This is a genomic window from Streptomyces sp. NPDC012935 (genome assembly GCF_042900345.1).
GTDB lineage: Bacteria > Actinomycetota > Actinomycetes > Streptomycetales > Streptomycetaceae > Streptomyces.
The window spans coordinates 133,391-152,703 of record NZ_JBIBBC010000019.1; the positions used below are offsets into that span (position 1 = coordinate 133,391).

Sequence of the window (19,313 nt, forward strand, 5' to 3'; positions counted from 1 at the left end):
CGGTTCCGTATCGTAAAGGAGGTAGCGTCGAGAGCATGACTTCTCCCGCCGCCACAGCCCCCCGCATACCGGAAGCCGTGCACCGGCGCCGTTGGGCGATCCTCGCCGTGCTGATGCTCAGCCTGCTGATCGTCGTCCTGGACAACTCGATCCTGAACGTCGCCATCAAGACCATCTCGACCCCGGCCCCGACCGGCCTCGGCGCCACCCAGAGCGAGCTGGAGTGGGCGATCAACGCCTACACCCTCGTCTTCGCGGGCCTGCTGTTCAGCGCGGGCATCCTCGGCGACCGGCTCGGCCGCAAGAAGGTCCTGCTCGGCGGGCTCGCCGTGTTCGGGATCGGCTCCGCCCTCGCCGCGTTCTCCGGCTCGCCCGGCGAGCTCATCACCTTCCGCGCGGTGATGGGCCTCGGTGCCGCCTTCGTCATGCCGGCCACCCTCGCCGTCCTGATGAACGTCTTCGAGCGCGAGGAGCAGCCCAAGGCCATCGGCATCTGGGCGGGCGGCGTCGGGCTCGCCATCGCCATCGGGCCCATCACGGGCGGGGTGCTGCTCGACCACTTCTGGTGGGGGTCCGTCTTCCTCATCAACGTGCCGATCGTGCTGCTCGCACTCGCGCTGATGCTGTGGCTGGTCCCGGACTCGCGTGACCCGAAACCCGGTCGTATCGACCCCGTCGGCGTCGTGCTCTCCGTCGTCGGCCTCGTCCTGCTCGTCTACGGCATCATCAAGGGCGGCCAGCTGGCCGACTTCACGGACCCGACGGTCCTCGCGACCATCGGCGCCGGACTCGCCGTCCTCGCCGCGTTCGTCGTGTTCGAGAAGCGCAGCGACCATCCGTCCATCGACGTCACGTACTTCCGCAACAAGGTCTTCTCGGCCGCGATCGGCGTGATCGCGCTGGTCTTCTTCGCCCTCATGGGCGTGACCTTCTTCTCGGTCTTCTACACCCAGAGCGTGCGCGGCTACTCGCCGTTGGAGACCGGTCTGCTGATGCTGCCGCTCGCCGCCGCCCAGATGATCTTCGCCCCGCGGGCCCGGCTCGTCGTCGACCGGTTCGGCAACCGGGCCACCACCACCGGCGCCATGCTCCTGATCGCCGCCACCCTGGCCGCGTTCGCCACGTTCGAGGCGGACACGCCGATCTGGATCCTGGAGGTGGTCTTCTTCCTCATGGGCACCGCGATGGCGCACATCATGACCCCCGTCAGCGTCGTCATCATGCAGGCCCTGCCCCGCGAGAAGGCCGGCTCCGCCTCCGCGCTCAGCAACACCTTCCGCCAGGTCGGCGGCGCGCTCGGCATCGCCGTGCTGGGCTCGGTCCTGTCGACCGCGTACCGAGGTGACATCGAGGACCGGCTCACGGTGCTGCCCGAGGGCCTACGGCACACGGCGGGCGAGTCCATCGAGGCCACGCTCGGCGTGGCGGACCGGCTCGGCCCGCGGGGCGACGCCCTCGTCGGCGCGGCCCACGACGCCTTCCTGCACGCCATGCACGTCACCGCGCTGTGGGGCGCGGGGGTGGCGGTGCTCGGCGCGGTGGTCGTCGGGCTGTTCCTGCCGGGGCGGCCGGCGGCGCCTCAGGAGGGCGACAAGGAACGGGAGTTGGCTGCCGCGGAGTAGGAGGCGCGGGGCGCGGAACGAGCCGACGCGCGCACCGTGCCCCACGAGGTCGTGCACGGCGACGCCGTACACCAGGGAGAATCACCTTAACCCACGGAAAGGACCGAGCCAAGTGAGCCTCGCCGACAGCCGGCCCCGGCAGGACGGTCCCACCCGGGGCCGCCCCCGCAGCGAGGCCGTGGAGCGGTCCATCATGGAGGGCATCCTCAAGCTGCTCGAGGACGGTGTGCCGCTCGCGGAGCTGTCCATCGAGCGCATCGCGCGTACCGCGGGGGTCGGCAAGGCCACCATCTACCGCCGCTGGAGCGGCAAGGAGGAGCTCTTCGTCGACGTCGTGCGCGCCGCCGAGCCGCCGGATCCCGAACTGCCCGGCACCTCGGTGCGCGACGACGTCGTGGCGCTGCTCGAGCAGTTGCGCCAACGCGGTCTGATGACCCGTTCGTCGGTGCTTCTGCGCAACGTCATCGCCCAGATGAAGAGCAGCCCGAAGATCTGGGACGCCTATCACGCGACCGTCGTCGAACCGCGGCGCCGGAAGCAGCACGCGATCCTGCGCCGCGGGCAGGAGAACGGTGAACTGCGCGCGGACATCGACGTCGACGTGATGAACGACATGATCTTCGGACCGATGCTGGTGCGTGCCGTCATGCGCCCGGACGCCGAACTTCCGGAAGGCCTGGCGGAGCAGATGGCCGACGCCGTGCTCGAGGGTCTACGACCCGTCAGTTCACACACCCCGTAGATCGAATGTGCGCGTTTCGTCACAGAGCGCGCTTTCCCCGGGCGCATCCGGAACTCGCGAAGGCGACTTGTACGTCCTCGCCCCCGTACGGCCGTCATGAGTACGGCGGGATCGGAGCCGATCATCCCCTAGGGTTTCTCTGGGCGCGGGGGGACGACGGTGTTGCACGGCAGGTAGTGAGGCGACGGTATGGCGCAGCAGGCGTACGTGACGGAGACGGACAACGGCGGCTCGGGTCCCGAGCGCCGGGAACCCGGGCTTCAGCGCCTGACAAACCGCCTGAAGGGCCTGGTCGCGGGCTGGCGCGGCGACCCGCGCGTCTGGCGCCGCGGCATCGTCCTGGCCGCCCTCGCGGTGATCCTCGCCCTGGTGATGCTGCTGCACGCGCAGATCCCGAACGCGATCGGCAACCTCGGCAGCCTCACAGAGACGTTCCTGCCCTGGCTGGGCCTGTTCGTCCCGGTGCTGCTCCTGCTGGCCCTCGTCCGCAGGTCCGCGACCGCACTGATGGCCGTACTGGTCCCGGCGGTCGTCTGGCTGAACCTGTTCGGCGGCCAGCTCACCGACAAGACCGGCGTCGGCGGCGACCTCACGGTGGCCACGCACAACGTCAACGCGGACAACGCCGATCCGGCCGGCACCGCCCGGGACGTGGCCTCGTCCGGCGCGGACGTGGTGGCCCTGGAGGAGCTGAGGGCCGGGGCGGTCCCGACGTACGAGAAGGCGCTGGCGTCGACGTACAAGTACCACTCGGTGCAGGGCACCGTCGGACTGTGGAGCAAGTACCCGCTCAGCGGCGTCGAGCCGGTCGACATCAAGCTGGGCTGGGTCCGTGCCATGCGGGCCGCGGTGACCACACCGTCCGGGCAGGTCGCGGTGTACGTCGCCCATCTGCCGTCGGTGCGGGTGAAGGTGGAGGCCGGGTTCACCGCCCGGCAGCGCGACAAGAGTGCCGACGCGCTGGGTGAGGCCATCGCCGACGAGCCCCTCCGGCAGGTCGTCCTGCTCGGCGACCTGAACGGCACGATGAACGACCGTGCGCTGAACGCCGTCACCGCCCAGATGCGCTCCACGCAGGGCGCCTCGGGCAGCGGGATGGGCTTCAGCTGGCCGGCGTCGTTCCCGATGGCGCGGATCGACCAGATCATGGTGAAGGGCCTGGAGCCGATGACCTCCTGGACGCTGCCGGAGACGGGGAGCGACCATCTGCCGGTGGCGGCGCGTGTGAAGGTCGACACATCCGCGTCCTGAAAACCCCTGGTCAGCGCCGCCTGGACGGGTCTCGGCAACCGGATCGTCATCTGCTGGAATACCGGGCCTGAGAGACTTTGTTCCGTACTTGAACATACGGAACGAACATCACGGAGTACGAAGCTCCGCTCTCGACCCTGAAAGGCAAAGGCACTTCATGCCCCTGGCCCTGCTCGCCCTGGCCGTCGGCGCCTTCGGCATAGGTACGACCGAGTTCGTGATGATGGGCCTGCTGCCCGAAGTCGCGAACGACCTGGACATCTCGATCCCCACCGCCGGACATCTGGTCTCGGCGTACGCCCTCGGCGTCGTCATCGGCGCCCCGCTGCTGGCCGCGGTCACGGCACGCATGCCCCGCCGCACGGTCCTCATCGGCCTGATGGCCCTGTTCGTCGCGGGCAACGCGCTGTCCGCCCTCGCTCCCGACTACCACTGGCTGATGGCCGCCCGCCTCCTCAGCGGCCTGCCGCACGGCGCCTTCTTCGGCGTCGGCGCGGTCGTGGCGACGAGCATGGTCGCGCCGGAGCGCAAGGCCCGCTCCGTGTCGCTGATGTTCCTCGGCCTGACGATGGCCAACGTCGCGGGCGTGCCGGTGGCCACGCTGATGGGCCAGAGCCTGGGCTGGCGGGCCACCTTCCTCGGGGTGAGCACGATCGGCCTGGCCGCGATGGCCGCGCTCGCGCTGCTCATCCCGCGCGCCGAGGCGCACCACACTGAGCAGGCGGGCCTGCGCGGCGAACTGGCCGCCCTGCGCTCCCTGCCGGTGTGGCTGGCGCTCGGCACGACGGTCGCGGGCTTCGGCGCGCTCTTCGCCGCGTACAGCTACATCACGCCGATGCTCACCGACGCCGCCGGATACACCGATGCCAGCGTGACGCTGCTGCTGGCCCTGTTCGGCGTCGGCGCGACGGCGGGCAACCTGCTGGGCGGGCGCCTTGCGGACCACGCGATGCGGCGGACGCTGTTCGGGGGTCTGCTCTCGCTGGCGCTGATCCTGGCTCTCTTCCCGCTGCTGATGTCGACGGCGTGGAGCGCGGCTCTGGCGGTCGTCCTGCTGGGCATGGCGGCCTTCGCCACGGGCTCCCCGCTGCAGCTGATGGTGATGGAGAAGGCGTCCAGCGCCCCGTCCCTGGCCTCCTCGGCCAACCAGGCGGCCTTCAACCTCGCCAACGCGGGCGGTGCCTGGATCGGCGGCCTCGCCCTCGCGGCGGGCCTCGGAGTCACCTCCCCGGCACTGGCGGGCGCCGCACTGGCCGTCCTCGGGCTCGGGGTCGCGGGTGCCGCGTACGCCGTGGACCGGCGACGGGTCGCCGAGCGGGCCGGGCGGGAGCGCGTGGTCGCCTCGCATGTTCCCCAGCAGGCGGAGACGGTCCAGTACTGAGTTCCGCGAGTCCTACGACGGAGGGGGCGCCCGGTGATCACCGGGCGCCCCCTGCGTCGTACACCGCTCGCGTGCACCCTCGCGTGCACCCCTCACGAGCCGACATCGCATGCCGACACCGCATGCCGACATCGCATGCCGACATCGCTTGTCGGTGAGTCGTAGGCCATGTCGGTGAGCTGTCGGCGGTTTGTCGGTGCGGCCTGACAACGTCGTCCCCATGACACGAATCGACAAGAACCCCGGCGGCGCGAGCAGCGCCGTATCCGTGCGGGGGTTGGTCAAGCACTACGGCGAGACCAAGGCTCTGGACGGTGTCGACCTGGACGTGCGCGAGGGCACCGTGATGGGCGTGCTCGGGCCGAACGGGGCCGGCAAGACCACCCTCGTGCGCATCCTGTCCACGCTGCTGACGCCGGACGCCGGAGAGGCCACCGTCGCCGGATACGACGTCCTGCGGCAGCCCCGGCAGCTGCGGAGGGTGATCGGGCTGACCGGTCAGTACGCCTCCGTCGACGAGAAGCTCCCCGGGTGGGAGAACCTGTACCTCATCGGACGGCTCCTGGACCTGCCCCGCAAGGAGGCACGCACGCGTGCCGACGAGCTGCTGGAGCGGTTCTCCCTGACCGACGCCGCCAAGCGGCCCGCCGCGACCTACTCCGGCGGCATGCGGCGGCGGCTCGACCTGGCCGCCTCCATGATCGGCCGGCCCACGGTGCTGTTCCTCGACGAACCCACCACGGGGCTCGACCCGCGGACCCGCAACGAGGTGTGGGCCGAGGTCAAGACCATGGTCGGGGACGGGGTGACCGTGCTGCTGACCACCCAGTACATGGAGGAGGCCGAGCAGCTCGCCTCCGAGCTGACGGTCGTCGACCGGGGCAAGGTCATCGCGGGCGGCGGCATCGAGGAGCTCAAGGCCAAGGTGGGCGGGCGCACCCTGCGGATCCGGCCGACCGACGCCCTGCAACTGCGGCCCCTCGCCGGATACCTCGACGATCTCGGCATCACCGGCCTCGCGACCACCACCGTGGACACCGAGACCGGCACCCTGCTCGTCCCGGTGCTCAGCGACGAACAGCTCACCGCCATCGTCGGCGCCGTCACCGCGCGGGGCATCACCCTCGCCTCCATCTCCACCGAACTGCCCAGCCTGGACGAGGTGTTCCTGTCCCTCACCGGCCACCGTGCCAGTGCCCCGCAGGACGCCGTGCCCACCGACGACCGCGAGGAGGTCGCCGTATGACCACCGCCACCACTCCTGCCGGCACGGCGGCAACCGCCGACGCCCGCATCTCGTTGCGGGCGCATCTGCGGCACACCGGTGCGCTCGTGCGCCGTAATCTCCTGTGGATCCGGCAGGACCCGGAGTCGATGTTCGACGCCATCCTGATGCCGATCGTCTTCACGCTGCTCTTCGTGTACGTCTTCGGCGGCTCGATCGGGCAGGCGCTCGGCGGCGGCCAGGACGACTACGTCCAGTACGTCGTGCCCGGCATGATGGCCATGATGGGCATGAGCATGGCCATGTCGGTCGGTACCGGGTTCAACCAGGACTTCAACACCGGCGTCATGGACCGCTTCCGGTCCCTGCCGATCGGGCGTGGCTCGGTGCTCTTCGCCAAGATCGCGGTGGAGCTCCTGCGCATGATGATCGCCACCACGATCATGCTGGTCGTCGGCGTCCTGGTCGGTTTCGACATCACCAGCTGGGGCGGACTGCTCGGGGCCGTGGCGCTGGCCGCGCTGTTCGGCTCGGCGCTGATGTGGGTCTTCCTCACCCTCGGCGTGATCCTGAAGAGCGCGCAGTCCGTGCAGGGGCTGGGCTTCCTGGTGCTGATGCCGCTCCAGTTCGGCTCGTCGATCTTCGCGCCGACCACGTCGATGCCGGGCTGGCTGCAGTCCTTCACCGACATCAACCCGCTGTCCTCGCTCGCGGACGCCGCGCGCGGCCTGATGGTGGGCGGTCCGGTCGCGCACGACCTGTGGGTGACCGTCGCCTGGTCGGTGGGGCTCACGGCGATCATGGCGCCGATCGCGATCCACAAGTTCCGTACGAAGAACTGACGTCCAGTACGCGGAGCCGACGATCCGTATGAGAACCGACGGATGTCAGATCAGGGCGGTGGCCTCCCGGAAGGAGAGGCCGCCGCCCTCCTCGTACGCCGCCTCGTAAGCCGCGTCGCCGAGCACCGCGCGAGTGCGCTCCGTCGCCCCTTCGTACACCTTGCGCTCATGTGCCGAGGCGAGGTACCGGGCCGGCAGCAGCCCGTCGGCGGCACCGAGGCAGCGGGCGGCGTCGCGGGCGCGGCAGCCGCCGTCGGCGCGGGCCAGGGAGAAGGCGGCCGTGGTCAGGAACGCCGAGCGCATCTGCGGGGCGATGGCCTCGGACAGTGGTTCCTCGGCGCGTTCCAGGGCGCGCCTGATCGTGTCCAGGGACCGCGCGTGGCGGCCGTCGGCCGCGTCCAGCCAGGCCTCCGCACCCAGAATGAAGGCGTCGAAGACGACGAAGTGGGCGATCTTGAACTGCTCACGCAACAGGCGCAGTTGCTCACGCGCCTCGGAGATCCGGCCGGTCATGCCGAGCCGGCCGGCCAGGATCAGCCGGGCGAACGGCATCGACTGGTCGTTCCCGCTGGTCGCCTCGCCGATGACCGTACGCAGCAGCCGCTCACCCCGCTCGCCGTCGCCCGCCTCGATCATGACGCTGCCGAGCCGGGCCCTGAGTACGCCCTTCTGGGCGTGGGCGCCCAGTCGTTCGGCCAGCTCGATCGCCGCCTCGTAATTGGCGGCGGCCCTGTCCCACTCGCCCTTGCGTTCGCACGCCTCGGCACGCGCGGCGAGGGCCTCGGCGGTGCCCCACAGGTCGCCGAGACGCTCGTAGATCTCCAGCGACTCCTCGGCATCGCGGATGGCGTCGCCCTCGCCCGCCCAGTCGCTGCGGTTGGCGTACAGATTGGCGCGCCATTGCAGGATCGCGGCGAGTTCCCAGTCGTACCCGGGCGTCTCGCGCGAGGTGCGGACGGCGGCGTCGAGGACGGTCCGCAGCCGCTCCATGTCCCCGGAGAGCATGACGGCGAAGATCCAGAGGTGGCCGGGCATCCGGCAGGTCTGCGGCATGCCGGGCTCATAGGTCGACGCGATGGCACGCAGCTTCACCTGCGCCTCGGGGGTCTGCCAGGCGTCCAACTCGGTGTCCATGCAGGCGAGATGGACGAGGTGGGCCCCGCGCCGTGCCTCCACCAGGACCTCCCCGGTCCACGGGGGCGGGGTGTCCGTGCAGCGCTCCCACACCGGCTGTGCGGGGCGGACCGGCTCGGCGAACGGGTCGGGGCCGAGGGTCTGGACCTCGCGGGACCAGTTGCGGGCCTCGATCCGCAGTTCGCGCATCTGCCAGTACCAGGCCAGCGACAGGATCAGGCACAGCGCCTCCTGCTCGTCGCGGCCGGCGATCGCGTGGCGCAGGGCGACGCGCAGGTTCTCGTACTCGCGCTCCAGCCGGGCGACGGCGGTGAGCTGGCCGGGGCCGCGCAGCAACGTGTCGGTGGTGCGGGCGAGTTCGCGGTAGTACGTCAGATGCGCACGCTCGGTCTCGGCACGCCGTCCGGTCTCGTCGAGGCGCTCGCCGGCGTACTCGGCGACGGTCTCCAGGAGCCGGTAGCGCATCGCGCCGCCCGCCGAAGGGGTGGCCACCACGAGGGACTTGTCGACGAGCGAGGCGAGCGAGCCGAGAGCGGCGGACCCGCACACGGCCTCGGCGGCGGTGAGATCGCAGCCGCCCGCGAACACGGACAGCCGCCGCAGCACGTCGCGTTCGTCCTCGTCCAGCAGGTCCCAGGACCAGTCGACGACCGCCCGCAGGGTCTGCTGACGGGGGCGGACGGTGCGGCTGCCGGAGGTGAGCAGGCGGAAGCGGTCGTCCAGCCGGTCGGCGATCTGGCGTGGGGTGAGCATGCGCAGCCGTGCGGCGGCGAGTTCGATGGCGAGCGGGAGGCCGTCGAGGCGCCGGCAGATCTCGGCGCAGGCCGCCGCGGTCTCGTCGTCGGCGTCGACACGGAAACCGGGCCGGGCGGCCGCGCCCCGGTCGGCGAGGAGCCGCAGCGCCACGGGCTCGGGCAGCGGTTCGACGGGCCGCAGCAGCTCCCCCGGTACGCCGAGAGGTTCGCGGCTGGTGGCCAGCACCGTCAGCTCCGGGCAGCGCTCCAGCAGCTCCGCGACGAGGCGGGCGGCGGCCTCGACGACGTGCTCGCAGTTGTCGAGGATCAGCAGCATCCGGCGTTTGCCGCAGTGCTCTGCGAGGCGCTCGACGGGGTCGTCGTGCCGTTCGGATCCGGCCCGCATGGCCTCCGCGCCGGCGCCGTACAGCACGGTCTCGCGGGCACCGACGGCGGTCAGTACGGCCTCCGGCACGGCCTCGGGGGCGTCGACCGGCGCGAGCTCGGCCAGCCACACCCCGTCCGGGGCACCGTCCCGCACACGATCGGCAGCCTCCTGCGACAGCCGCGTCTTCCCGGCCCCACCGGGGCCCAGCAGCGTCACCAGCCGGGCGGTGCCGAGGTCCCCGCGGATGGCCTCGATGTCGGCTTCCCGGCCGACGAAGGAGGTGAGCCGGACGCGGAGGTTGCCGGCCCGGCCACCGGCCCCGCCCCCGGCCTGTCCGGTGCCCTTCGCCCCGTCGACGGTTTCACCCCGCCCGTTGCCAGGCGCACCAGTATCCGCACCCGCCAACTCCTGACGGCGGGCTCCCGCCTCGGCGTCGCCGTGCGGCCGGGCATCGTGGCTGCCTCGGGCGACCCGGAACGCACCGTGAACCGGTCGGACCCCGTCACGCGGACGCAGACCGTCCTCTCCCCTGCGCGCGTCCATCCCCGGCCCGAGCAACTCCTCGTACAGCGCGCGCAGTTCGGGCCCCGGGTCGGAACCAAGACGGTCCGCCAGCAGTCGTCGTACGTCCTCGTACGCGGCCAGCGCCTCCGCCGTGCGGCCCGCGTCTCGCAAGGCGCGCAGGCGCGTGGCCTGGAGGGGTTCATCCAGTGGGTGGGTGTCACACAAGGCGGTCAGCTCGGGCAGGGCATGTTCAGCGTGGCCGAGGGCGAGGGCGGCGGTGTGGCGGGCGCGCAGGGCGTCGAGGCGGCGGGCCTCCTGGCGGGCCGCTTCGGCGGTGCGGTCGGGGAGGTCGGCGAGGGCGGGACCGCGCCACAGGGCGATGGCGTCGTCGAGAACCCCGGCCGCTTTGCCAGGGTCGCCGTCGGCCAAAGCGCGCGTGCCCTCGCCGACGAGGCGTTCGAACCGGTGCAGGTCGATGTCGTCGGGCAAGGTGGTGAGCCGGTATCCGCCCTCCGTCGAGGCGATGGCGTCGGCGCCGAGGGCGCGGCGCAAGCGGCCAACCAGCGCCTGCAGGGCGCCCGGGGCATCGGCGGGCGGGTCGCCTACCCAGACCTCGTCGACCAGGAGGCCCGCGGGGACAGTGCGAGAGGGATGCAGTGCGAGCACTGTCAGCAGCGCACGCAGGCGCGCGCCGCCGACCGGGACGACCGTGCCGTCGGGGCGGAATGCCTGCGTGGTGCCGAGGATGCGATAGCGCACTGGACCATTGTCTCCGGTGCTCTCGGCGATGGTCACGGGGTTTCTTCCGTGCGCCGCGGGGTGAAGCAGGCCGGGAGGCGCCGGTCCCTGCCCAGGAAAGATCCATGCCACGGGTTCAGTGTCGCGCGTTTACGTAACTCTCAGCTTCTTAGGTACAAACACGCTACCGTCGGAACCATGGCACGACCTCTCAGGGCATTGATCGCCATCCGGCTCACGGTCCGGACCGACTCGACCACCAGTCCGGAGCGGCAACTCGAAGGCTGCAGATCCTTCTGTGTGTCGCGCGGCTGGGATGTCGTCGGCGTCGCCGAGGACCTTTCTGTCTCCGCCACCGCCGTGCCGCCGTGGCAACGTCCGCAACTGTCCCGATGGCTCGACGACCGTGCACCTGAATTCGACGCCATCGTCTTCTGGCGACTCGATCGGTTTGTTCGCCGGGTCGGCGACCTGCACAAGATGATCGAGTGGGCCGAGCATCATGGAGGCAAGGCTCTGGTTTCCGCTACGGAACCGTTCGATCTCACGAGTCCGACGGGACAGCAGACAGCCACCATGATCGCCACATTCGCCCAGATGGAAGCCAACACTGCGGCTGAGCGGGTTGCATCGTCGCGCGCGCATCTGCTCACATCCACGCGATGGGGCGGCGGTTCACCCCCTTTCGGATATCGCACGTACGCGAAGGACGGTGCCCGTCACCTGGAGATCAACCCGAAGACGGCTGCCATCGTCCGGGAAGCCGCTCGGCGCGTCATCGACGGTGAGCCGGTCAACGCCATCTGCCGGGACTTCGAAGACCGCGGGCTGCCTGCACCTGCGGACACGTATCTCCGGAACAAGTCCGGCAAGGACTTTCTCTGGTATCCCCGCACGCTCAAGGGGATCCTCACGTCCCCCACCCTGCTGGGCTGGAAGACACGCAGCGAGGACGTCCCCGGCAAGAAATACAAGAATCGAGTCCTGGTGCACGACTACGAGGGCCGTCCCATCCGCGTAGCCGAGGCGGTGCTGGATCAGGAAGTCTTCGATCGCCTTCAGGACACCCTGGCTCGTTCCTCATCCCCGGTCGCCCAACGCTCGAAAACGCCCAGGACCCCGCTCCTCCACGTGCTCAAATGCGGCGGGTGCGGCAAGAATCTTCAGCTTCACACATCCAGGAAGAAGCGCAGGGACGGGACATACCGAGTGACCGAGAAGGTTCGCTGCCTTTCGCGAGTCGGCTCCCCGGCGTGCCCCGGATACGTGTTCCGGCCCGGCGAGGAGATCATCGACCCTGTCCTGCACATGCTGGTCCAGGCGGTCGGGGACGAGCCGGTCACTCGCCGCGTGTATGTCGAACGCGCCCGCGCCGGGGACGACTCGCTTCCGTCACAGGACGTCCACGAGGATCACTGGAGTTTCGAACCTCTCGGTACCACCTTTGCAGAGCGGTGGCAGAGCATGGGGGTCACCGAGATCGGCGAGGATCTGGTCCATGCCGGCATCACGGTTCGATGCCACCCCCGAGACAGCGGCAGTCACGTCCTGGACATCCCCGAAGACTTCCGAGAGCGTCTGGCGAAGTTCTTGAGTTAGACGAGCCTCGCCGGCTGCCGAGCCCCGCACCCTCCCGCGCCTCCCGGCTCTGGGAGACTCCCAGGCACAGGAGTCCGTACTCCCAGATCAACCGTCACGGTCGAGGTGTCCCCGAGTTCGGCCGCCACGTACGAGGAGTCCGCCCATGACCACCGCCTCTCGCACCAGCGAACAGCGGATCAGCCCAGTCTTCCTAGGAATCGCTGCCGTGACGGCAGCCACCGGGTGGGCGGTGTGGACAGAGTTCGCCGCGTCACCGGGACTCGCGGTGTTCCTCTTCGTGACCTCGGCCTGGGTGGTGTCCCTGTGTCTCCATGAGTACGCACACGCTCGTACCGCCCTGCACTCGGGCGACGTCACCGTGGGAGCAAAGGGCTACTTGAGCCTCAATCCTCTCGCCTATACACACGCCCTGCTCAGCATCGTGCTCCCCGTCATCTTCGTGATCATGGGCGGCATCGGCCTCCCCGGCGGGGCCGTCTTCATCGAGCGCGGGCGGATCCAGGGGCGCTGGCGGCACAGTCTGATCTCGGCGGCCGGGCCGCTGACCAACGTGCTGTTCGCCGTCGTGTGCACCGCCCCGTTCTGGCTCGACGCCCTGGACGGCGTCCCCCGCGACTTCCGGTTCGCGCTCGCCTTCCTCGCCCTGCTCCAGGTCACTGCGGCGATCCTGAACTTCCTGCCGGTCCCGGGCCTGGACGGCTACGGCGTGATCGAGCCGTGGCTGTCGCAGAAGGTCAGGGGCCAGGTGGAGCCGTTCGCGCCGTTCGGGCTGCTGTTCGTGTTCGCGCTGCTGTGGGTGCCCGAGGTCAACGGCGTGTTCTTCGACATGATCGACGCCGTCCTGCGCGGCCTCGGCATCAGCGACTTCGACACCTACTGCGGCTACGACCTGTTCCGCTTCTGGCGGGATTCGAACGAGCTCTGCTCGATCAGTGCGTGACCCGGTCGTGGCTCAGCCGGTGACCGAGTCCCGCCGCTCGTCCCTGCCCCGCTTCACGTAGTACCAACACATGTTGCTGGACAGGCCCGCCAGCAGCACCCACACGATCCCCAGCAAGCTGCCCTGTGCGAACGAGACCACGGCCGCGGCCACGGCGAGCACGCAGACGATCAGGGCATAGACACCAAGGCGGGGCATTTCACTCGGCTCCTTCGGGGGACACTGCTACGCCGACCAGTGTCCCCCATCCCGTCACACGTCCGTGACGCGGAGCCCCGCGTGCGCCTTGTAGCGCCGGTTCACCGAGATCAGGTTCGCGACCAGCGCCTCGACCTGGTGGGCGTTGCGCAGCCGCCCGGCGAAGATGCCGCGCATGCCGGGGATGCGGCCCGCCAGCGCCTGGACGATCTCGACGTCCGCCCGGACCTCGCCGAGGACCATCACATCGGTGTCGATCTCGTCGATCTCGGGGTCCTCCAGCAGGACCGCCGACAGATGGTGGAAGGCGGCCGTCACCCGGGAGTCCGGCAGCAGGGCGGCGGCCTGCTCGGCGGCGCTGCCCTCCTGCGGCTTCAGCGCGTAGGCGCCCTGCTTGTCGAAGCCGAGCGGGTTGACGCAGTCGACGACCAGCTTGCCGGCCAGTTCCTCGCGCAGGGATTCGAGGGTCTTGCCGTGGCCCTCCCACGGCACGGCGACGATCACGATGTCGCTGCGCCGCGCGCACTCGGCGTTGTCGGCGCCCTCGACGCCGTGCCCGAGCTCCTCGGCGGCGGACTCGGCACGCTCGGCGGCCCGCGAACCGATGATCACCTTCTGGCCGGCCCGGGCGAGCCGGTAGGCGAGGCCCTTGCCCTGCGGCCCGGTACCGCCGAGCACGCCGACGACGAGCCCGGAGACGTCCGGGAGGTCCCAGGGGTCCTTGGCCGGGGCCTTCGCCGGCGCCTGGGCGGGCTGCTGTGCACTGTCGCTAGAGGTCATGCGCCGACTTTACGTCCGCGCCGCCCGGCCCACGGCTCAGGTGAGCTCCGTCACGGGCACCCGCCGGAAGGTGATGGTCTCGTACGCGCTGAAGTCGCCGGTCTCGTAGAGGAGTCCGACCGCCTCGTCGTCGATCCGTACGAGGTCCGAGTACGCGGCGGGCAGCCCGTCCACCGTGTGTGCCGACCGCCAGGTGATGCCGCCGTCGGCGGAGGCGCGGACGGTCATCAGGGCGCGGAAGCCGGGGTCGGCGGGGCCGGAGTAGAGCAGCACGTCGGGGTCGCGCAGCTGCAGGACGCTGCCCTCGCAGACGGGGGCGGCGAGGCCGGCCTGGGGACGGAAAGGCTTCACCAGCGTCGCTCCCCCGTCCTCGGAGTACGCGTCGGCGCGGGTGCCGGGGGCCGTGGAGTCGTTGCGGGTGTTGAAGTAGACGCGCCCGTCGGGGAGTTCGGCGGCCGTGGTCTCGTTGACGTTGATGTAGCCGTCGGTGTTGCCGTCGACGTACCCGATGCGCCAGGTGGCGCCGAGGTCGTCGCTGAGCAGGCAGTGGCCGCCGTTGTACTTGCCCTCCGTGCCGTTGTCCCGTCCGGCCGGCGGCAGGGAGTGGTTGGCGGGCACGACGACCCGGCCGCCGGCCAGCTGGACGGCGTGCCCGGGGGTGGTGGCGTACCAGCGCCACTCCGGCCGTTTCGTGCCCTTGGTGATCTCCGTCGGCGCGGACCAGGTGGCGCCCTCGTCGTCGCTGTGCTGGACCCAGACCCGCCGCCCGTCCGCGGCGCTCACCACACCGCGGCGGATGGCGCTCTCCGTGGCGAGGGCGGCGTTGCGGACGTGGACGAGCAGGATGCGGCCGGAGTCGAGGACGACGGGGGCCGGGTTGCCGGCGAGGTCGTCACCGTTCTTGGCGGCGACCTGGAGCGGGCCCCAGGTGCGCCCGCCGTCGGTGGAGCGCTTCAGCACGATGTCGATGTTCCCGAAGTCGTCGTGCGAGCCGACCCGGCCCTCGCAGAAAGCGAGGAGGGTGCCGGTGGAGGTGGCCACGACGGCCGGGATGCGGAAGCTCGCGTAGCCCTCGCGGCCGGCGCGGAAGGGGACGCTGGTCTCTGCCATGGGGGGCTCCTCGGATGGCCGGTCGTCGCGGCTCGGTCGCCGGTGCCGCGCGGCCGGTGTACGGACGGATGTGCGGGATAACGAGTCCATCTGCCCAAGTCGGGCGAATTCGTGGTGAACTCCGGGTCACGAGTGGTCGGTTGCGGCAGGATGCGGTCGCATGGATGCCGTACGTGTCGCATTGCTGCGCGAAGTACTCGCCGGAACCGAGTGGTTGGGAGCCACCCGGCGGTTCGCGGGTGCGCTGCGGACGTCGGCGGTGGCACACGGGGGCGGGCTGCTGCTGGTCGGCACGCCGCGGTACGAGCCGTGGCATCTGGCGGCCCACCTGGTCGACGAGGCCGCGTGGTCGGGCACGCCGGAGCTGGCCCCGACACTCGTACGGCATCACGCGCGAGCCTCGGATCCAGCACATCTGGCCGTCGGTCTCGGGCGGTTGGCGGCGGCGCGGCGCGGCGAGACACTGCTGGTGGTCTCACCGCAAGGGCCGGGGGCGCCGCTTCTGGAGCGGGTGCACGATGCCCGGCTGGCCGGCGCGACGGTGCTGGCGCTCGGCACCGGCGAGGGTGAACTGACGTCGATGGCCCACGAGACCCTGACCGTGCCGGACGGTGCGGAGCTCGACCTGGACACCGTGCAGCACCTGGTGAGCGCGGCCGCCGGCGAGAACGCGCTGCCCTCCCCGCGGGGGCGCCGGCGCCTCCGGGACCGCCTGTCCCGGCTGGCGGACTCCCTCACGGCACCGCCGCCCACCGGCTGGTGACGGCTGCCTCGCCCGCAAAACCGTTTGCCCTCGGCACCGCACCGCCCGAGCATGAATCCTCGTGACCGACGGCTCCCCCACACCTCCCTCGCCGCCTTCCCGCCTGCGGGGCGTGCTGCCCGACCTCGCACCTTGGCGGGCCTCCGCCGACTTCCGGAGGCTGTGGCTGGCAGGGCTGATCTCCTACTTCGGCAGCTTCCTGACCTTCGTCGCGCTGCCCGTGCAGATCAAGGAGCTGACGGGTTCCGCCGCGGCGGTCGGGGCGATCGGGGCCGTCCAGCTGGTGCCGCTGATCGTGTTCGGGCTGTACGGGGGTGCACTCGCCGACGCGCTCGACAAGCGGAAGCTGATCGTGTGGACGGAGGCCGGGCAGGCGGTGCTGAGCGCGGTGCTGCTGGTCAACGCGCTGCTGCCGAGCCCCGCCGTCTGGCCGCTGTATGTCGTCGCCGCCCTGTCCTCGGCCCTGGTGTCGGTCCAGCGCCCGGCCATGGACGCCCTGCTGCCCCGGATCGTGGCCCACGACCACCTCCCGGCCGCCGCCTCGCTCAACGCGCTGCGCTGGCAGGTCGGCGGCGTCGCGGGCCCGGCCGTGGCCGGCGTGGTCGTGGCCTACGCGGGGCTCGGCTGGGCGTACGGGGCGGATCTGCTGACCTTCGTCGTCTCCGTGCTGCTCGTACTCGGGCTCGCCCCCTCCCCCGCCGCCCACGAGGCCGCGAAGCCGTCCCTCAAGGCCATCGCCGAGGGCGCCCGCTACGCCTGGAGCCGCAAGGAACTCCTCGGCACCTACGTCATCGACATCGCGGCGATGCTCTTCGCGATGCCGCTCGCCGTACTGCCCTTCCTCGCGGACGAGTTGAACGCCCCCTGGGCGCTCGGCCTGATGTACGCCTCCGTCCCGGCCGGCGCGATGCTCGTGAGCCTGACCAGCGGCTGGACCTCGCGGGTGCACCGGCACGGGCGTGCCGTCGTCCTGGCGGCGGCGCTGTGGGGCACGGCGATCGCGGCGGCCGGTGTCGCCGGGAACGTATGGCTGGTCCTGCTGTTCCTGACCCTCGGCGGCGCCGCGGACATGGTCAGCGGCATCTTCCGCGGCGTGATGTGGAACCAGACGATCCCGGACGAGCTGCGCGGCCGGCTCGCCGGGATCGAGCTGCTGTCGTACTCGGTCGGCCCGCAGCTGGGCCAGACCTACGTGGGCGGCATCGCGGCCTGGCAGGGTGTGCGGGCGTCGATCTGGTCGGGCGGGCTGCTGTGCGTGGGGGCAGTGGGGCTGCTGGCGCTGTGCCTGCCGAAGCTGATGACGTACGACGCGCGGACGAGCGAGCACGCGGTGCGGCTGCGGAAGCAGCGGGCGGCCGCGCAGGCGCCGGCGGCGGAACCCGCGTCGGCGCCCGCGCAGGGCTGATCAGTCGTCGTCCGCCGGGCGGCTCGGGGCGTCGTGCCACCGCGGGTCGCCCTCCCACTCCAGGTTGCGCTCACGGGCGAGGTCCATCGCCTGCTGGGCCTCCTGCGGGGTGGCGTACGGCCCGAAGCGGTCCTTGGCCGGGCACTCCGGCCCCTCCTCGACCTTCTTGTGCACGAGGCAGTAGTACCACTCGCCCGGCTTGCCGACGGTCCGCTTCTTGAACAAGGCCATGTCCGGCTCCTCTCGCCACCGACATGTTCCCCCATGTCCGCTGGTTAGACTCGCTGGCATGTCTGGCCAGTCGCTGCTCGTACCAGGGGAGCTCTCTCCCACCCGTTCCGTGCCCGGAAACATCCGCCGCCCCGAGTACGTCGGCAAGTCCGCGCCGACGCCGTACACGGGACCGGAGGTGCAGACTCCGCAGACCGTCGAGGCGATGCGTGTCGCCGGCCGTATCGCCGCTCGGGCGATGGCCGAGGCGGCGAAGCTGATCGCGCCCGGCGTCACGACGGACGAGCTGGACAAGGTGGCGCACGAGTACATGTGCGACCACGGCGCCTATCCCTCCACGCTCGGCTACCGCGGCTTCCCGAAGTCCCTGTGCACCAGCGTCAACGAGGTGATCTGCCACGGCATCCCGGACTCGACGGTGCTGCGCGACGGCGACATCGTGAACCTCGACGTGACGGCGTACATCGGCGGGGTGCACGGCGACAACAACGCCACGTACCTGGTCGGCGACGTCGACGAGGAGAGCCGGCTGCTGGTGGAGCGCACCCGCGAGTCCCTGAGCCGCGCGATCAAGGCGGTCAAGCCGGGGCGTCAGATCAACATCATCGGGCGGGTCATCGAGTCGTACGCGAAGCGCTTCGGCTATGGCGTGGTCCGCGACTTCACCGGCCACGGCATCAACTCGTCGTTCCACTCGGGCCTGATCATCCCGCACTACGACAGCCCGCACGCCACGACGGTCATCCAGCCCGGAATGACCTTCACCATCGAGCCGATGCTGACGATCGGGACGCACGAGTACGACATGTGGGACGACGGCTGGACCGTCGTCACGAAGGACCGCAAGCGCACCGCGCAGTTCGAGCACACGCTGGTGGTGACGGAGACCGGGGCGGAGATCCTCACGCTGCCGTAACCGAGCAGGTCACCGAACCCGTCCTTCGTCCTGCGGAGGGCGGGTTTTCTCGGTACCCTTTTACCGACACAGCGTCGGCAAACCTATTGACTTAGGTAAGCCTAACCTCAGAAAATATCCCCATGGACTCCTTCTCGACAGTCATCCGCACCGCCTCCCACGAGCAGCACGTGGAGGCGGAGACCTCGACGTTCATGAGCGACCTGCTCGGCGGCCGACTGGGCGTGGACGCGTACGCGCGCTACACCGAGCAGCTGTGGTTCGTGTACGAGGCACTGGAGACCGGCACCGAGCGGCTGGCGTCGGACCCGGTGACCGGCCCCTTCATCCAGCCGGAGCTCTTCCGGCTGACCTCGCTGGAGCGGGACCTGGCGCACCTGCGGGGTCCGCAGTGGCGGACGGGGCTGTCGGCACTGCCCGCGACGCGGGCCTACGCGGACCGGGTGCGGGAGTGCGCCGACGCCTGGCCTGCCGGCTACATCGCCCACCACTACACGCGCTACCTCGGCGACCTCTCCGGCGGCCAGATCATCCGCGACAAGGCGGAGAAGACCTGGGGCTTCGCCCGCAAGGGCGACGGGGTCCGGTTCTACGTCTTCGAGGAGATCACCAACCCGGCGGCGTTCAAGCGGGGTTACCGCGAACTCCTCGACCAGGTCCGCGCCGACGACCTGGAGAAGCAGCGGATCGTGGCGGAGTGCAAGAAGGCGTTCGCCTTGAACACGGCCGTGTTCCGGGCGTTGGGCGAGGAGTTTCCGCTGAGCGCCTGAACTCCTGAGCGCGCCTTGGCTCCTGAGCGCCCGGGGT

Annotated in this window: 17 protein-coding genes; 12 read left to right on the forward strand and 5 right to left on the reverse strand. The window is 70.7% G+C overall.

Translation table 11 applies throughout. The features are described from left to right. The first annotated feature begins 35 nt into the window (after nt 1-35). From ACFY5C_RS34335 to ACFY5C_RS34360, 6 genes are all read left to right on the forward strand, one after another. Nucleotides 36-1,622, forward strand: a complete 1,587-nt coding sequence (locus tag ACFY5C_RS34335) for an MFS transporter (protein ID WP_389451958.1) — start codon at nt 36-38, stop codon at nt 1,620-1,622. A gap of 112 nt (nt 1,623-1,734) precedes the next feature. Continuing rightward, a complete protein-coding gene (locus ACFY5C_RS34340) occupies nt 1,735-2,364 on the forward strand; it encodes a TetR/AcrR family transcriptional regulator (protein ID WP_389451960.1) in 630 nt (209 codons plus the stop codon). Between the two features lie 189 nt (nt 2,365-2,553). After that, nucleotides 2,554-3,615, forward strand: coding sequence for an endonuclease/exonuclease/phosphatase family protein (locus tag ACFY5C_RS34345; RefSeq protein WP_389451962.1), 1,062 nt, complete (start codon nt 2,554-2,556; stop codon nt 3,613-3,615). A gap of 157 nt (nt 3,616-3,772) precedes the next feature. Continuing rightward, nucleotides 3,773-4,996: an MFS transporter gene (locus ACFY5C_RS34350; RefSeq protein WP_389451964.1), complete on the forward strand. Its 1,224-nt coding sequence runs from the start codon at nt 3,773-3,775 to the stop codon at nt 4,994-4,996. 220 nt (nt 4,997-5,216) lie between these two features. Continuing rightward, nucleotides 5,217-6,242 carry an ATP-binding cassette domain-containing protein gene (locus ACFY5C_RS34355; RefSeq protein ID WP_389451967.1) on the forward strand — a complete coding sequence of 342 codons (1,026 nt, stop codon included), beginning with the start codon at nt 5,217-5,219 and terminating at the stop codon, nt 6,240-6,242. Continuing rightward, nucleotides 6,239-7,063 (forward strand): ABC transporter permease, encoded by an 825-nt coding sequence (locus ACFY5C_RS34360; protein ID WP_389451970.1) that lies wholly within the window; start codon nt 6,239-6,241, stop codon nt 7,061-7,063. The genes ACFY5C_RS34355 and ACFY5C_RS34360 overlap by 4 nt, the downstream gene beginning before the upstream one ends. A gap of 45 nt (nt 7,064-7,108) precedes the next feature. Here ACFY5C_RS34360 and ACFY5C_RS34365 read toward each other — a convergent pair whose 3' ends face one another. Beyond that, entirely contained in the window at nt 7,109-10,582 is a 3,474-nt protein-coding gene (locus tag ACFY5C_RS34365; RefSeq protein WP_389451973.1) for a BTAD domain-containing putative transcriptional regulator, read from the reverse strand. A gap of 177 nt (nt 10,583-10,759) precedes the next feature. On the opposite strand from ACFY5C_RS34365, the gene ACFY5C_RS34370 reads away from it, so the two are divergent. After that, a complete protein-coding gene (locus tag ACFY5C_RS34370) occupies nt 10,760-12,160 on the forward strand; it encodes a recombinase family protein (RefSeq protein WP_389451976.1) in 1,401 nt (466 codons plus the stop codon). A 145-nt stretch (nt 12,161-12,305) separates the two neighbouring features. Continuing rightward, nucleotides 12,306-13,103: a site-2 protease family protein gene (locus tag ACFY5C_RS34375; RefSeq protein ID WP_389451979.1), complete on the forward strand. Its 798-nt coding sequence runs from the start codon at nt 12,306-12,308 to the stop codon at nt 13,101-13,103. Nucleotides 13,104-13,115: 12 nt separating this feature from the next. Here the strand turns inward: ACFY5C_RS34375 and ACFY5C_RS34380 are convergent, their stop codons facing one another. From ACFY5C_RS34380 to ACFY5C_RS34390, 3 genes are read right to left on the reverse strand one after another with little or no spacing between them, the layout of a single operon-like run. Next, a complete protein-coding gene (locus tag ACFY5C_RS34380; protein ID WP_389451982.1) occupies nt 13,116-13,301 on the reverse strand; it encodes a hypothetical protein in 186 nt (61 codons plus the stop codon). A gap of 54 nt (nt 13,302-13,355) precedes the next feature. Continuing rightward, entirely contained in the window at nt 13,356-14,081 is a 726-nt protein-coding gene (gene npdG, locus ACFY5C_RS34385) for an NADPH-dependent F420 reductase (RefSeq protein ID WP_389451984.1), read from the reverse strand. Between the two features lie 36 nt (nt 14,082-14,117). Continuing rightward, entirely contained in the window at nt 14,118-15,191 is a 1,074-nt protein-coding gene (locus tag ACFY5C_RS34390; protein WP_389451987.1) for an exo-alpha-sialidase, read from the reverse strand. 160 nt (nt 15,192-15,351) lie between these two features. On the opposite strand from ACFY5C_RS34390, the gene ACFY5C_RS34395 reads away from it, so the two are divergent. Together ACFY5C_RS34395 and ACFY5C_RS34400 are read left to right on the forward strand one after the other, a co-directional pair. Continuing rightward, nucleotides 15,352-15,954 (forward strand): hypothetical protein, encoded by a 603-nt coding sequence (locus tag ACFY5C_RS34395; protein ID WP_389451990.1) that lies wholly within the window; start codon nt 15,352-15,354, stop codon nt 15,952-15,954. Nucleotides 15,955-16,015: 61 nt separating this feature from the next. Next, a complete protein-coding gene (locus ACFY5C_RS34400) occupies nt 16,016-17,359 on the forward strand; it encodes an MFS transporter (protein WP_389451993.1) in 1,344 nt (447 codons plus the stop codon). On the opposite strand, the gene ACFY5C_RS34405 is transcribed toward ACFY5C_RS34400, so the two are convergent. After that, complete coding sequence (locus tag ACFY5C_RS34405) at nt 17,360-17,590, reverse strand: hypothetical protein (protein WP_383596141.1); 231 nt, start codon at nt 17,588-17,590, stop codon at nt 17,360-17,362. 58 nt (nt 17,591-17,648) lie between these two features. On the opposite strand from ACFY5C_RS34405, the gene map reads away from it, so the two are divergent. Together map and ACFY5C_RS34415 are read left to right on the forward strand one after the other, a co-directional pair. Next, nucleotides 17,649-18,506, forward strand: a complete 858-nt coding sequence (gene map / locus ACFY5C_RS34410) for a type I methionyl aminopeptidase (RefSeq protein ID WP_389451996.1) — start codon at nt 17,649-17,651, stop codon at nt 18,504-18,506. Nucleotides 18,507-18,628: 122 nt separating this feature from the next. Continuing rightward, entirely contained in the window at nt 18,629-19,276 is a 648-nt protein-coding gene (locus ACFY5C_RS34415; protein ID WP_389451999.1) for a heme oxygenase (biliverdin-producing), read from the forward strand. The last annotated feature ends 37 nt before the right edge of the window (nt 19,277-19,313 follow it).

Bases quoted from the DNA above. Each gene is read 5' to 3' on its own strand.
- map (WP_389451996.1), top strand. From the start codon at position 17,649: ATGTCTGGCCAGTCGCTGCTCGTACCAGGGGAGCTCTCTCCCACCCGT.
- ACFY5C_RS34335 (WP_389451958.1), top strand. From the start codon at position 36: ATGACTTCTCCCGCCGCCACAGCCCCCCGCATACCGGAAGCCGTGCAC.
- ACFY5C_RS34370 (WP_389451976.1), top strand. From the start codon at position 10,760: ATGGCACGACCTCTCAGGGCATTGATCGCCATCCGGCTCACGGTCCGG.
- ACFY5C_RS34390 (WP_389451987.1), bottom strand. From the start codon at position 15,191: ATGGCAGAGACCAGCGTCCCCTTCCGCGCCGGCCGCGAGGGCTACGCG.
- ACFY5C_RS34405 (WP_383596141.1), bottom strand. From the start codon at position 17,590: ATGGCCTTGTTCAAGAAGCGGACCGTCGGCAAGCCGGGCGAGTGGTAC.
- ACFY5C_RS34360 (WP_389451970.1), top strand. From the start codon at position 6,239: ATGACCACCGCCACCACTCCTGCCGGCACGGCGGCAACCGCCGACGCC.
- ACFY5C_RS34350 (WP_389451964.1), top strand. From the start codon at position 3,773: ATGCCCCTGGCCCTGCTCGCCCTGGCCGTCGGCGCCTTCGGCATAGGT.
- ACFY5C_RS34415 (WP_389451999.1), top strand. From the start codon at position 18,629: ATGGACTCCTTCTCGACAGTCATCCGCACCGCCTCCCACGAGCAGCAC.
- ACFY5C_RS34375 (WP_389451979.1), top strand. From the start codon at position 12,306: ATGACCACCGCCTCTCGCACCAGCGAACAGCGGATCAGCCCAGTCTTC.
- ACFY5C_RS34395 (WP_389451990.1), top strand. From the start codon at position 15,352: ATGGATGCCGTACGTGTCGCATTGCTGCGCGAAGTACTCGCCGGAACC.
- ACFY5C_RS34380 (WP_389451982.1), bottom strand. From the start codon at position 13,301: ATGCCCCGCCTTGGTGTCTATGCCCTGATCGTCTGCGTGCTCGCCGTG.
- ACFY5C_RS34355 (WP_389451967.1), top strand. From the start codon at position 5,217: ATGACACGAATCGACAAGAACCCCGGCGGCGCGAGCAGCGCCGTATCC.
- npdG (WP_389451984.1), bottom strand. From the start codon at position 14,081: ATGACCTCTAGCGACAGTGCACAGCAGCCCGCCCAGGCGCCGGCGAAG.
- ACFY5C_RS34345 (WP_389451962.1), top strand. From the start codon at position 2,554: ATGGCGCAGCAGGCGTACGTGACGGAGACGGACAACGGCGGCTCGGGT.